The 13230-nt window shown below is 61.0% G+C and carries 12 protein-coding genes; 9 read left to right on the forward strand and 3 right to left on the reverse strand.

Annotated features, from left to right (window positions below; translation table 11 throughout):
- Window positions 1–35: 35 nt before the first annotated feature.
- The 4 genes from LXM88_RS07155 (at window position 36) to LXM88_RS07170 (ending at window position 6121) form a co-directional block, all read left to right on the forward strand.
- Complete coding sequence (locus LXM88_RS07155; RefSeq protein ID WP_262540556.1) at window positions 36–4622, forward strand: RHS repeat-associated core domain-containing protein; 4587 nt, start codon at window positions 36–38, stop codon at window positions 4620–4622.
- A complete protein-coding gene (locus tag LXM88_RS07160) occupies window positions 4615–4983 on the forward strand; it encodes a hypothetical protein (RefSeq protein WP_262540557.1) in 369 nt (122 codons plus the stop codon). Before LXM88_RS07155 ends, LXM88_RS07160 begins: the two co-directional genes overlap by 8 nt.
- 227 nt (window positions 4984–5210) lie before the next feature.
- Window positions 5211–5591: an Imm10 family immunity protein gene (locus LXM88_RS07165; RefSeq protein WP_262540559.1), complete on the forward strand. Its 381-nt coding sequence runs from the start codon at window positions 5211–5213 to the stop codon at window positions 5589–5591.
- Between the two features lie 206 nt (window positions 5592–5797).
- Window positions 5798–6121 carry a DUF7716 domain-containing protein gene (locus tag LXM88_RS07170; protein WP_262542813.1) on the forward strand — a complete coding sequence of 108 codons (324 nt, stop codon included), beginning with the start codon at window positions 5798–5800 and terminating at the stop codon, window positions 6119–6121.
- Window positions 6122–6195: 74 nt separating this feature from the next.
- Here LXM88_RS07170 and icmH read toward each other — a convergent pair whose 3' ends face one another.
- From icmH to tssJ, 3 genes are all read right to left on the reverse strand, one after another.
- Window positions 6196–6978, reverse strand: a complete 783-nt coding sequence (gene icmH, locus LXM88_RS07175; protein ID WP_262540560.1) for a type IVB secretion system protein IcmH/DotU — start codon at window positions 6976–6978, stop codon at window positions 6196–6198.
- Window positions 6975–8321: a type VI secretion system baseplate subunit TssK gene (gene tssK, locus LXM88_RS07180; protein ID WP_262540561.1), complete on the reverse strand. Its 1347-nt coding sequence runs from the start codon at window positions 8319–8321 to the stop codon at window positions 6975–6977. The genes icmH and tssK overlap by 4 nt, the downstream gene beginning before the upstream one ends.
- 102 nt (window positions 8322–8423) lie before the next feature.
- Window positions 8424–9035, reverse strand: a complete 612-nt coding sequence (gene tssJ / locus LXM88_RS07185) for a type VI secretion system lipoprotein TssJ (RefSeq protein WP_262540562.1) — start codon at window positions 9033–9035, stop codon at window positions 8424–8426.
- Window positions 9036–9409: 374 nt separating this feature from the next.
- Between tssJ and LXM88_RS07190 the strand changes: the two genes are divergently transcribed.
- From LXM88_RS07190 to tssE, 5 genes are all read left to right on the forward strand, one after another.
- A complete protein-coding gene (locus LXM88_RS07190) occupies window positions 9410–10054 on the forward strand; it encodes a tetratricopeptide repeat protein (protein ID WP_262540564.1) in 645 nt (214 codons plus the stop codon).
- Between the two features lie 32 nt (window positions 10055–10086).
- Window positions 10087–10602 (forward strand): type VI secretion system contractile sheath small subunit, encoded by a 516-nt coding sequence (gene tssB / locus LXM88_RS07195; protein ID WP_006484395.1) that lies wholly within the window; start codon window positions 10087–10089, stop codon window positions 10600–10602.
- A 15-nt stretch (window positions 10603–10617) separates the two neighbouring features.
- Complete coding sequence (gene tssC / locus LXM88_RS07200; RefSeq protein WP_006477094.1) at window positions 10618–12108, forward strand: type VI secretion system contractile sheath large subunit; 1491 nt, start codon at window positions 10618–10620, stop codon at window positions 12106–12108.
- Window positions 12109–12178: 70 nt separating this feature from the next.
- The gene (locus tag LXM88_RS07205; protein WP_006477093.1) at window positions 12179–12682 is read left to right on the forward strand and encodes an Hcp family type VI secretion system effector; all 504 of its coding nucleotides are present in this window, start codon (window positions 12179–12181) and stop codon (window positions 12680–12682) included.
- Between the two features lie 62 nt (window positions 12683–12744).
- Entirely contained in the window at window positions 12745–13230 is a 486-nt protein-coding gene (gene tssE / locus LXM88_RS07210) for a type VI secretion system baseplate subunit TssE (protein ID WP_047899649.1), read from the forward strand.

Here is a 13230-nt window from a genome sequence, read left to right on the forward strand (position 1 = left end):
AGAACAACTAAATCACGATTTGAACGAAAAACGACATGGCACAACAACTTCCACCTGGCGCCGAGAAGGAACAGGCCGTTACCTGGCTCAGTGATGTTTCGCCGAAGGATGTCGCGCAGGGAGGCAACCGCTTCGATGCCTGGCTGCGCAAGATCAGCGGCAACCACGTGACGTTCGAAGACGTGAAGACGGTTGCCGGCGCAGTGCCGATCGTCGGCAACATCATGGCGGCCATCGATGCGCTTGGCGATATTGCCGAAATCATTCAGAAGCGCGGCGGGAAGGTTCTCGACTACATGAGCCTCGCGATCAACCTGATCGGCATCATTCCCATTCCGCCGACGCTCGCGCCGTTCCGGATGTCGGCGCGTCCGCTGCTCGCGCTCGTGCGCAACCAGTTGCTGATCACGCGCAGCAATCTCGGCGCGGCGCTTATTTCGGTGCTCGTCACGCATATCAACGCGACCTGTGCGACGGAGATCGAGGACTTTCTGAACAAGCTGAAGGAAGGGCTCGGGAAGCTGCTCGACGGGTGTGCATCGAAGGCTGAAGAGCTGATGGTCGCGATCGCGACCGGCATGGACAAGGCGCTGCATGGCCAGCTCTTCGATAACAGCGGCAACCTGAAGCGCGCCGAACAACTCGCGAAGAAGATGGGCGACAACCGGCCGTGGTACAGCACGAGCCGGGTGGGTGACGGGATCAAGTTTGCGTACGAGGGCTATAAGGCACTCGGCAAAACGGTCGGTAACGCGACCGTAGGGGCTGCGGCGAAGCTCGCGCCGGATTCGTGGCTCGAGCCGTTTCGCAGCACGGTGACGTTCCTGAAGACCGAGGCGCCGAAGGTCGCTTCGTCGATCCGTTCGCTGGCCGGCAGCGAGGAAGGCAAGATGATGTGGCTCGTCTTGCAACTGATCGAGGCTGTCGGGCGGGTGAAGGCGCGTGCGAAGCTGCATGAGCAGAGTGCGGAGGTCAAGCCGGCGGGGAAGGGGCAAGCGAAGAAGACGCGGGGGCAGGAGGGGCTGGAGAAGACCAATGGGCAGGTGCCGGCGGAGGGAGCTGGCAAGAGCGGTTGTAAGTCCTGTGGGCTTGGGGAGTCGCCGGCGTCGATCGATTTTGCATTTGGCGACGAAACGTTCTCGCATGTTGATTTCGATTTTCCAGGTGTGCTGCCGCTCGTTTGGGCACGCACGTATCGCTCGAGGCTTTCTGCTTACGACAACGGCGAACTGGGCGCGCGCTGGATTACGCCGTATACGACGCGAATCGATATCGAGAAAGGGAAGTGGATCTATCGTGACGCGGAGGGACGTAGCATCGACTACCCGGCGCTCGCGGCCGGAGCAGTGCACGACGATCTGTCGGAGAACCTGACGTTGTCGCGTCTCGACGATACGTGGGTGACGGTTTCGTATGGTCATGACGAGCTGCACGTGTACGAGCGACGCGGCGACATGTTTCGTCTTGCGATGCAAAAGGACCGCGCCGGCAACACGATTACGCTTGACTACGATGCGCTCGATCGCCTTGCACGGTTGATCGATGCGAGCGGCAACGTGCTCGCGTTCGAGCACGACTGGCACGGTCGGATCGTGCAGATCGAACAAGTGCTCAAGGGCGGTGAGCGCCGCACGTTGGCGAGCTACGAATACGACGCAGGGGGCGACCTCGTACGTGCGGTCGATCGACATGGCAATGCACGGACCTATCAATATCGTCGACATCTTGTCACTCGCTATACCGATCGCACGGGGCGAGGGATGACGCTGGAGTGGGATGGTGCGGAGGCCGACGACAACGCGAACGCGAAGTGCATTCGCGAGTATGCCGACGACGGCAGCCTCGACATCCGTCTTGCGTGGAATCCGAACATCCGCTTGACGTACGTGACCGATGCACTCGGTCAGGTGACGCGGTACTACTTCAACATTCATGGTTACGTGAACCGGATCATTTATCCGGATGGCAACGAGGAATGGTTCCGGCGCGACGAGCATCACAATCTGGTCCTGCACATTCGACAGGACGGCAGCATCGAGCGGATGGAGTATGACGCGCGCGGCAATAGGGTCCGGCATGAGCGTGCGGATGGCAGCGTTGTCGAGATGGTTTACGACGACAAGGATCAGATGGTCCGGACGATCGACCCGAACGGCCATGTCTGGCAGCGCAAGTACGACGACGCGGGCAATGTTGTCGAGGAGCTCGATCCGCTCGAACGTGCGACGAAGTACAGCTACAACGACAAGGGGTTGCCGACGCAGATCATCGATGCGAAGGGCGGCTCGAAGGCGCTCGAATACAACGACGCGGGGCAACTGACGAGCTATACCGATTGTTCTGCCAAGAAAACTGGGTGGTGTTACGACGACATTGGCCGCGTAATCGAGGCGAAGGATGCTGCGGGTGGGGTGATCGTTTATCGCTACGGTTCGAACGGGCAACTCGTCGAGTTACGCTCGCCGGCGGGCGTCGAGCATGTCCAATCGGATGCGGAAGGCCGCTTGCTGAGGCATACCGATCAGCTCAACCGGTCGACACAATACAGCTATGACCGAGCTGGCCGGATCGCGAGCCGCGTGGATGCACTCGGGCAGACGCTTGCGTATCGCTACGATCGTCTCGGGCGACTGACCGCATTGACTGACGCCAATTCCGCGACGTACCAATTTCACTACGATCCTGCGGGGCGGTTGATTGAGGAACTTGGCTTCGACGGTAAATCGACTCGCTACGAGTACGATTCGGAAAGCGGCAGCCTTCTCGCAGTGAGCGAAGCGGGAACAGTAACGTCGATGGAGGTCGACGTGAGTGGCCGCTTGATGAAGCGCACGGCGGGCCAGAGCGAAGAGCGCTTCGCGTACGATCCGAGCGGGCGGTTGATCGAAGCGATGAACCGGCAGAGCCGTGTGCAGTTCTTCTTCGATCCGGTTGGCAATCTCGTGCGAGAGCATCACGCCTACAGCGTGTTTGGTGAACAACGCAGCTATGTCTGGCATCACGAATACGATGAACTGGGCAACCGGCGGCGAACGGTGCGCCCGGATGGTCATGCGATCGATTGGTTGATGTATGGCTCCGGGCACGTGCACGGGATGCTGTTGGACGGTGAGGAGCGCGTGCAGATCGAGCGCGATGACCTTCATCGCGAGACGGTGCGGATGCTGTCGAGCAAGATCGGGCGACACACGATGTATGACCCGGCGGGCCGCGTGTTGCAGCAGACCCTTCAGCGGACGACATCGCCGGCGCCGTTGTCCGAGCGGCGGTATCGCTACGATGCGACGGGGCAACTGTCGCGCATCGAGGATAGCCGCAAGGGCGGGACGGACTATCGGTACGATCCGGTCGGACGATTGATCGAGGCGATCAGCCCGATTGCGAAAGAACGATTCGCGTTCGATCTCGCGAGCAACCTCGTCGATCCGGTTCGGCAAGAGACGGAGCGGCAGGCACGGCCGAGCCCGGTGAGGCCGGAAAATACGCTGCCGGTCGAGGTTCCGAAGGTACTCGGCAACTTGCTGAAGGCGTATGCGGGGATGCATTTCGAGTACGACGCGCGGGGGAATTTGACCCACAAGCGTACTCCGGCGGGTGAACAGGAATTTGAGTGGGATGAGTTCAATCGCTTGCAGTCGGCTCGGGTTGCGGAGGCGTCACGGCAGAGCCAGTCGCGTTATTTCTATGATGCGTTCGGCCGTCGAATTGCGAAGGAGGTGAACGGCGAGCAGACGGTGTTCGGGTGGGATGGCGACACGCTCGCGTATGAAAGCGACGGGGAGTCCGGCACTCACTATATCTACGAGCCGGGGACGTTCGTGCCGTTGGCGCAGTATGTGGCTGAGCCGGTGGTGGGAATTGCGACGCCGGAATGGAAGAGCACCGATCGATACGTGCCCGAGGACGATCCGCTTCAAAAGGTGCCGGAGCGTCGGGCGGATGCCACGCTGTTCTATTACCACTGCGATCAGATTGGTACGCCGCAGTTGCTGACGGATGATGACGGTGATGTCGTGTGGGAGGCGTCGTACAAGGCGTGGGGTGAAGCGCGAGAGGTGATTGCGCGTGCGTCGAAGTTGGCGGGCATCGTGCCGAAGAATCCGTTGCGGTTCCAGGGGCAGCAGGTTGATGAGGAGACGGGGCTGCACTACAACAAGTATCGATACTATGATCCGACGTTGGGGCGATTTACATCGTCGGATCCGATCGGGCTGATCGGCGGCCCGAATGGGTATGCGTATACGAATAATCCCATTATGTGGGTCGACCCGCTAGGCTTATGTCCAAAATTCGGGTCACTAGAGAAATTAAGGGACCATTTTGAAAGGCATGGGCGAGAATTCGGTGCGAATTCCCAGGAGGAGTATTTGAATATTGGGCATGATGCTATGAAGAATGGCGATATGGTCCAGTATCAGTACAAGGGGGAGACACGTACCGGATATGTACAATACATGGGGAATACGTCAAAGGGTGATGCTAAGTTCGTCTTTGTTGGAACGAATTCGGCTGGTGACGTAACCACAATTCATACGAAGAGCGGCAAGGATCTATGGAAAACGCTCAACGGTGATGCTCGCGACAAGACAATCAAATCACAAGGAAGGGGGTGCGGTGATTAATGCACTGGTTGAGGAAGTTGGTGTTAATGTAGAGGAGGAGGTGACGTTGCGCATAGGTGACGTCAGTGTCGTGTGTTTCACGGGGTATTCTCCTTATTCGGTGGAGAAGGGGAAGACCTATCCGGTAACGATTAGTCTTTCCTTCTTCGGTGATTGTGAGTTAATGGAGTCTGCTGATTCGCAACCATCCCTCCGTCAACTTGGGAATAGTTTTGCATACGTGGTCACGGGATTGCTTTGTGATGATGTCATTGATGCAGGGATCAAATTTCAGGACGAAGCGTTCTTGAGTGATTTCGGGTATCTATCTGGGAAGATGGTATCGGTTACGGTTGATCGAATCGATGTCGAATTTCTTTGATAAATAACAAAAGATGAGCCTCACTACGGGCGACATCTTTGTTCTGTTTCGGAGCGGCGGTTGTTCTGGGGGGCTATATACAAAGTCGTCGCAGACTGATGGAGGCGCGCGACTCGTCGGGGCGTCCGTTGGGAAACGGGCATTGTTTCACCCAGGATTGTCCCTGCACATTTGACGGCCAAATCAAATCACGGTGGACGAGCAATGTCTGTCAGGAGACGAGTGAATTGGATTTCAGATTCTTCGCGAACGTTGCGACGTACACGTTCGAAGACGGTGTTCACATTGTCGGTCTCGCGGACCATGATCCCCCGTCTAGCTACGTCATCCTGCAACGCGGCATCGAAGACGACGAACAGGATGAAGCACTCGGCCCCGACACCTACTACATGGAAGTAGGCGAAGACGGTGTCGCAGGATACGGTGGCATCGCGTCAGTCTTGCTTCGCGAAGAGATGTTGAACATCGAGTTGTCTCACGATGCCACGTGGCCTGAAGGGCTGGCATTGGTCACGATAGTGGTGCGTGCGACTGACAGGCTGGAGCACTTGAAGCAGGGGCTGACGGCGATCTTCGCGGGTCAATCGACCCGGCTTCGTTTCGATTGATGCGCATCGAGCAGATCGATCCAGAGCAACAGCCAGTCAAGCCTATTTGCGTGGAATTGGCATAATCACAACTTGCCGGCACGAGCGTAACAACGCGAGCGTGCATGTACGGCGCAGTCCGCAGTCAGTGGCGGAAGTGAACGGTGGCTTGCCGCCACGATTTCCCGGCCACCCCGACGATCCACCCAGTTACAACCGCAATACCCATGTCGATCTCCACTGCGGCCGAAGTGTCGCTGAAGCACATTCTTGAACACCCTGGCGATTTCTCCGGATGGCTCTGCCTGCCACCGATGCCGTGGACGCTCGAAACCGAGGGCATATTCTCCGAAGACACGAAGGACGCAGACACCGACGAAGACACGGCGCCCGTCATTGCAACCCAACCCGGCTGGCAGGTCACCTTGGACAGCGCGACGATCGAGGACATCGTGATCAACGCGCATGACCAGATCGACGAACCTACGCTTGCGCAGTTGTTCGATGCGTTCGTGTTCTACGTCGAAAACGACGCATTCATTCTTTTCTGACGACACGCAACGAGCGCGCCGAAACAAAAAAGGACCGCCGGGCGGTCCTTTTCTCACGCAGCAACCCGCACTCCCTACGGCAACGAAATCGTCAAATTAGCCGACTCCGGCCCCACCTTGATCACCTGCGAATAAGGCGCGAGCGCCTGCAGCGTCTTGTCCTTCAGATACGTGTTGAGCCCGAGGAACCCAAGCAACGCCACCAGCGCGAACACCGCGCCGATCACCCAAACCGGCACCTCACGCTTCAACCGGTGCGCAATCTGATCCGGCAGCGGCCAATGCGGCGCGAACGGCGCGCGCTTGCCCTTCATGTGCGCGATCTCATCCCCCAGCCGCGCCGTCAGATAAGCCAGCTTCTCCGGCCCTTCGAGCAGATACTTCCCCTGGAACCCGAGCAGCAGGCACATATGAAACACTTCGAGCGACTGCAGCCGCGCCGCACCTTGTGCACGACATTCCTCGAGATACTGAAAAAACTTCTCGCCCGCGAGCTGCTCGCCGAACAGCACGAGCTGCAGCGGCCGGCGCTCCCAGTCCGTGCGGATCTTGAACTGCGACGACAGCACCATCTCGTCGATGGCCGCGCAGAACGCGAACTTCGCGCCGTACACATCCTCGGCGGCGATATTCAGCTTCTTCGCGCCGCGTTCGAAATCCGACAGGAATTCCTGGATCCGCGTGCTGAATTCGCTCGCGCTGTCCGGCTCGCGCTTGTTCTTGAGCAGGAACAGCATGAAGAAGCCGTCGTACAGCAGGTCGAGCAGCGAACGGGCCTGGAACGCGGAGTCCGTCGACGCCGGGGTGTGCATGGGTGCCGGCGCGTTGTCGCCGAACAGGGAAGGCGCGTAGCTCATGATGTGACCGCGATCAGTTCGAATTTCAGGTCATTGATGCCAGTCGGCGCGTAGATCATCGCGGACTGGGCCTGCAGCATGCGCTCGTACAGCGCGCCGCGCGAATCGAGCGAGAAGTAGCACGCGCCGGGTCGCACCGGAATCGCGGGCGGCACCTGCGGCGTGTACGACAGCCGCACGCCGGGCATCGCCGACAGCACGAGCTTGTCGACGTCGTCGGGCGCGCCGACCTTGAAGCGGGCCGGCACGGCATCGACGAGCTCGACGCTCGGCATGTCCGCGGACACCGCCAGGTAGAACTCGGTCTTGTCGTCGATCTTGCCCGAATCGAGGCGGCCGAGGTGGAACGACGGGCGCACCTCGTCGAGCGTGATCGCGAAGTAGCGCGTCGAGATCACGGTATCGAGCAGCTCGCGCAGCATCAGGTCGAGACGCGCAAAACTCGGGCCCGGATCGTCGTGGCGGTACACGGGCAGGTCGGCGAGCGTATAGCCCTTCGAGAACGTCATCAGCTGGCCCGCGAGGCGCAGCAGTTCCTGGAACAGCCGCTCCGGATGCAGCGCCGCGTGCTGGTGCAGGTGCGCGAGCGTCGCAAAGGCGGCGTTCGCGGTATGCAGCAGCCAGAACGACGCGATGTCGCCCGAGCGGAATTCGATGATGTTCTTCGACGGCTCGCGGTGGAAGCCGTACAGCGCATTCACCTTCGCCTGCAGCGCGTCGACCAGCTGGCGCAGCCGCTGGTGCAGGATCGGCGACGCGTCGATCGCGAGGCACGGCGGCACGAAGCTGTCGTCGATCTCGAAACCGGACGTCGCGGTGCGGCGCACGCGCACGAGCGGCACCGACAGCAACTGGTCGCGCGGTTCGCTGTGCGCGATCAGCTTGACCTGCGTCTTCAGGAACGTGATGTCGGCTTCGGCCGCGTCGGTGAAGTTGTCGGCGACGCTCGTCTGCTCGCTGACGAAGCGCGTCATGAAGCCGGCGGCCGGATCGTCGCTGTAGTTGGTGCCGTTCTCGCGCAGCGGGTGCAGCGCGAGATAGAACACGAATTCGTTGATGCCGTCTGGCAGCGTGTCCAGCGCGATCGGCGGCGGCAGGTCGTCGGCCTGCGGCGCCGCATACAGCGCGCCGTCCGGGAACACGAGCGCGAGTTCGGCAACCCGCAGCACATTGCTGCCGAGTGCGTCGCGGTCGATGCGCACGGAGCGCACGCCCCAGTTGTACGGCTGGATCGCCTGGATCGATTCGAACAGGCGCGCCTCGTGGTAGGCGTCCTGCCGCTGAAAGTGTTGAGGCCGGAGGAACAGCCCTTCCCCCCACAGCACCTTGGCCGAATAACTCATGTCAAATCCGGTTAATGTGGCGTTGCGATGTAATCGATTTGTTCGAGCCCGAATTAAATCGCCAATTGTTAATTCTTGTTAATTGACATTCGTGCGACATCTTTAACCGCAGGACACCGAAGACAGCATATTCAGCGGTTGTGACGGCGCACCCTGTTGCGGTGCGATGACGGTGCCATCGGTGACCGTCATCGCGCAATTATGCAGGCCGATGATTATGCCGGATTTCTCCGATTTCACCGGATCGAACGTCAATTTCCATCGTTGCAGTGCGGGATCGCGGAACAGCGCGACGATGCCGAATGCCTGCGCTTCGCGCGAGACTTTCTCGGTCGCCGTATAGCGCTGGCCCGGAATCAGCGTGATTTCGCGTACGTTCAGCAGGTCGGCGCCGAGCGCGGCCTTCTCCTTGGTGGGATCGGTGAACGCGTCGAACGGCGCCTGCTGGAACGACGTCGGATCCTTCAGCGCGTAGAGCCGCACGACGAGCGCGAGCGGCTTGTTATCGGTCGCGGCGTTCAGGTTCGGCGCGGCAGCGAGCGTGAGCCCGATATTGCGCGGCGGCTTCTGCGCATCGGGCACTTCGGGCTTGCCGATGCCGGCGGCCGACATTACGGCGCTTGCAGCCGAGCCGAGCAGCGGGGCGGCCGCGCATCCGGCCAGAAGGGCGCAGGCAACCAGAGGCAGCGCGTAGCGAATCATGGACGATCTCATCGTGGTTCCGGCGTGCCGCCTTTATCCCTGTCAAAACTGCCGGGTATTTCCGCGTTCGCCGCGTATGCCCGACATTGCGCTGTTCAACTATTAAGCACGCCTGCGTCGCGGCAAGCGCCCGGAAATTTTTGCCGCCGCCCGGGCGGCGCGTCGCGCGACCAGTAAAACTTGCGCGTTCCAGCCGAAAGAAAAACCGCCGCGAGCCCGCGGCGAGAGGCCATTCGAGGGGGTAGCGCCCGGTTTTAAAAGGAATTACTCTTCACACGGCGATTGAATTATGAAAAATTGATCGGTACTATACCCGCGCGCTTCTTGCAAAGCAAAAGAACCAGATTCTCAACGATTTTAAAACTCACGCGCCGGTGGATATAACGATGAAAGACCGTCTCTTCGCAAAACTGTCTGGGGTAGTGGTGGCTTGCGGCGTGATCGCCGGCTGTGCGAGCCAGCCTTCCGCGCCGCCGACTGCCGAGGTGTTCAACAAGTCGCTGGCCGATGCGGACGCCGTTGCGAAGGCGGGTGACCAGGACAAGGCCCTCGGCCTGTACCAGCAGCTCGCGAAGTCGGACCCGACGCGCGAGGAACCGTGGTCGCGCATCGCGCAAATCCAGTTCGCACAGAACCACTACGGCCAGGCGATCGTCGCCGCGCAGGAAGCACTGCAGCGCGACGCAACCGACCGTCAGGCAAAGAGCGTGCTGGCCGTCGCCGGCTTGCGGATCGCGACGCAGTCGCTCGGCGAGTTGCGCCAGGATTCGTCGCTTGCAGGCGACGCGAAGTCCGATGCGCAGGCGCTCGCGAAGCAGTTGCGCGACACGCTGGGCGAATCGGCGCTGTTCCCGCCTGAAACGAAGTCCGCGAAGGCGCGCCCGCCGCGCCGGATCGTTCATCGTCCGAAGGGCGGCGCTGCACCGGCAGCCGACGCCGCCACCGCCGCCACCGCGGCGGCCACCGCGCCGACGCCGCCCGCCACACCGCAAAAGGGCGGCGGCGATCCGTTCGGCGCACTGCGCAACTGACGCGAAAACCACAACTAACCTGGGAGCCGTCGATGGCCAAGAAAGAAAGCATTCAGAAAAGCTTGCAGAAAATACGGCCGCCGCGCGTCCAGCTGACCTACGAGGTCGAGAAGGGCGACGCGATCGAGGTGAAGGAACTGCCGTTCGTCGTCGGGGTCGTCGGCGATCTGGCGGGCCAGTCCGAAATCGAGCAGCCGAAGCTGCGCGACCGCAAGTTCGTCAATATCGACCGCGACAACTTCGACGACGTGATGAAGGCGATCGAGCCGCGTGCCGCGTTCCAGGTGGAAAACCGCCTGAGCCCGGAAGGCGGCAAGTTCGCGGTCGACCTGAAGTTCCGCTCGCTGTCGGATTTCAGCCCGGACGAAGTCGTCGAACAGGTCGAGCCGCTGCGCCGCCTGCTCGAGGCGCGCTCGAAGCTCGCCGACCTGCGCAACAAGCTCGCCGGCAACGACAAGCTCGAGGATCTGCTGTCCGAGGTGCTGAAGAACACGCAGCAGCTGCAGGAGCTCGCGAAGGGCACCGGCGGCGACAAAGACGGCGAATGACGACGGAGTGTTGAGATGAACCAGCAAACGGCTGCGGCCCAAGCCAGCGGCGCGGAATACGCCGCAGGGACCTCGCTGCTCGACGACATCGTCGAGAAGAGCAAGGTCGCGAAATCCGATTCCGAGCATGCGCGTGCGAAGGACCTGATCGGTGAACTCGTGCACCAGGTGCTCGACGGCACGGTGATCGTGTCGGACAACCTGTCGGCGACGATCGACGCGCGCGTCGCGGAACTCGACCGCCTGATCTCGACGCAGCTTTCCGCGGTGATGCACGCGCCGGAATTCCAGCGCCTCGAAAGCACGTGGCGCGGGATGGATTACCTGGTCAAGGAAAGCAATACGGGCCAGACGATCAAGATCAAGGCGCTGCACGCACCGAAGCGCGACCTCGTGCGCGACTTCAAGGGCGCAAGCGAGTTCGACCAGAGCGCGCTGTTCAAGAAGGTCTACGAAGAAGAATTCGGCACGTTCGGCGGCTCGCCGTTCGGTGCGCTGATCGGCGATTACGAGATCTCGCGCCAGCCGGAAGACATGTACTTCATCGAGCAGATGTCGCACGTCGCGGCGGCCGCGCATGCGCCGTTCATCGCGTCGGCGTCGCCGGAGCTGCTCGGCCTCGAGTCGTTCTCCGACCTCGGCAAGCCGCGCGACCTCGGCAAGGTGTTCGATACCGTCGAATACGCGAAGTGGAAGTCGTTCCGCGACGCCGAAGATTCGCGCTACGTCGGCCTGACGCTGCCGCGCTTCCTCGGCCGCCTGCCGTTCAATCCGAAGGACGGCCAGACCGCGGAGAACTTCAACTTCGTCGAGGACGTCGACGGCACCGATCACGACAAGTACCTGTGGTGCAACGCCGCGTGGGCATTCGCTGCACGCCTGACGGCCGCGTTCGACGACTTCGGCTGGTGCGCGGCGATCCGCGGCGTCGAAGGCGGCGGCCTCGTCGAGGACCTGCCGACCCACACGTTCAAGACCGACGACGGCGAAGTCGCGCTGAAGTGCCCGACCGAGATCGCGATCACCGATCGCCGCGAGAAGGAGCTGAGCGACCTCGGCTTCATCCCGCTCGTCCATTGCAAGAATTCAGATTACGCCGCGTTCTTCGCTGCGCAGTCGGTGCAGAAGCCGAAGAAATACAGCACCGACAGCGCGAATGCGAACGCCGTCCTGTCCGCCCAGCTTCAGTACATCTTCTCGGTATCGCGCGTCGCGCACTACCTGAAGGCGATGATGCGGGACAAGATCGGCAGCTTCGCATCGGCGCAGAACGTGGAGACTTTCCTCAACCGGTGGATTTCGCAGTACGTCCTGCTCGACGATAACGCCTCGCAGGAACAGAAAGCGCAATTCCCGCTGCGCGAGGCATCCATACAAGTGTCGGAGATTCCGGGCAAGCCGGGCTCGTATCGTTCGGTCGCGTTCCTGCGCCCGCACTTTCAGCTCGACGAACTCTCGATTTCTCTGCGACTTGTCGCTGATCTGCCCAAACCGGCAAATTCATAAGCGAGTAAATCGCCCGGGCGGGCCGCCTGGGTAGGACGTTAAAACCACCTCTTTGGGGAGTCGAAGGGCCATGTTACATATGCACTTGCAGTTTGGTAGTCCGGCGGTGAAGGGCGAATCCGCGGACAAAGACCATCAGGGCTGGATCGAACTGAAATCGTGGGATCACTCGATCGTTCAGCCGCGTTCGGCAACCGCATCGACCGCTGGCGGTCACACGATGACGCGTTGCGAGCACGGCGACATGATTTTCACGAAGGAAATCGATTCGTCGAGCCCGCTGCTGTACCAGCACGCTTCAGGCGGTACCACGTTCGACGAAGTGACGGTCCATTTCTCGCGCGCAGACGGTGAAGGCAAGCGCGTGCAGTATCTGGAAGTCAAGCTCAAGTACGTGATCATCTCGAGCATCGCCCCGAGCGTTCGCGAAGAAGGTCTGCCGCTCGAGACGTTCTCGCTGAAGTACGCTGCCGTGCAGTGGAAGCAAACCCAGCAGAAGATCGGCGGCAACCAGGGCGGCAATACGCAGGGCGCCTGGAGTCTGACGAAGAACGACAAGACCTACGCGGTCTAAGGTCGGTTGCGGCAACGGGGCGCGCGGCGTCCCGTTGCCGTTTTCGCAGTTTACGCCGGCCGATGAAACGATTCGAACCCAGTTTTCTCGACAAGCTGTTCGACGACGAACCGCACCTGCCGGCCTCGGCAGCGATGCGGCAATTGTCGCTGGACGAGCTCAAGAGCACGGTCGCCCGCGACGTCGAGGCGATCCTCAACACCCGTATCGCGCACACCGAGAACGAGCTGGCCGCGCTGCCGGAATGCCAGAAATCGGTGCTGACCTACGGGCTGAACGATTTCGCGGGGCTGAGCCTCGCGAGTCACTACGACCGCGCGTTCATCTGCAAGTCGATCCAGCAGGCCATCGCGCGCCATGAGCCGCGCCTGCAGCAGGTTCAGGTGACGTTCGAGCTGAACGAGCAGGCGACCAACGCGCTTTACTTCGCGATCCAGGCGCTGCTCGTCGTGCACCCGGCCGAGGAGCCGGTGAGCTTCGACGCGATGCTGCAGCCGTCGACGCTGCAGTATTCGGTCACGCGCGCACGCGCCGCGAGAATGCAGTAA

Origin of the sequence: Burkholderia sp. S-53 (genome assembly GCF_025560745.1) — a bacterium.
Lineage (GTDB): Bacteria > Pseudomonadota > Gammaproteobacteria > Burkholderiales > Burkholderiaceae > Burkholderia > Burkholderia pyrrocinia.

Coding starts and splice junctions, on each gene's coding strand:
- LXM88_RS07155 (WP_262540556.1), top strand. CDS start 36: ATGGCACAACAACTTCCACCTGGCGCCGAGAAGGAACAGGCCGTTACC.
- LXM88_RS07170 (WP_262542813.1), top strand. CDS start 5,798: ATGTCGATCTCCACTGCGGCCGAAGTGTCGCTGAAGCACATTCTTGAA.
- icmH (WP_262540560.1), bottom strand. CDS start 6,978: ATGAGCTACGCGCCTTCCCTGTTCGGCGACAACGCGCCGGCACCCATG.
- tssK (WP_262540561.1), bottom strand. CDS start 8,321: ATGAGTTATTCGGCCAAGGTGCTGTGGGGGGAAGGGCTGTTCCTCCGG.
- tssJ (WP_262540562.1), bottom strand. CDS start 9,035: ATGAGATCGTCCATGATTCGCTACGCGCTGCCTCTGGTTGCCTGCGCC.
- LXM88_RS07190 (WP_262540564.1), top strand. CDS start 9,410: ATGAAAGACCGTCTCTTCGCAAAACTGTCTGGGGTAGTGGTGGCTTGC.
- tssB (WP_006484395.1), top strand. CDS start 10,087: ATGGCCAAGAAAGAAAGCATTCAGAAAAGCTTGCAGAAAATACGGCCG.
- tssC (WP_006477094.1), top strand. CDS start 10,618: ATGAACCAGCAAACGGCTGCGGCCCAAGCCAGCGGCGCGGAATACGCC.
- LXM88_RS07205 (WP_006477093.1), top strand. CDS start 12,179: ATGTTACATATGCACTTGCAGTTTGGTAGTCCGGCGGTGAAGGGCGAA.
- tssE (WP_047899649.1), top strand. CDS start 12,745: ATGAAACGATTCGAACCCAGTTTTCTCGACAAGCTGTTCGACGACGAA.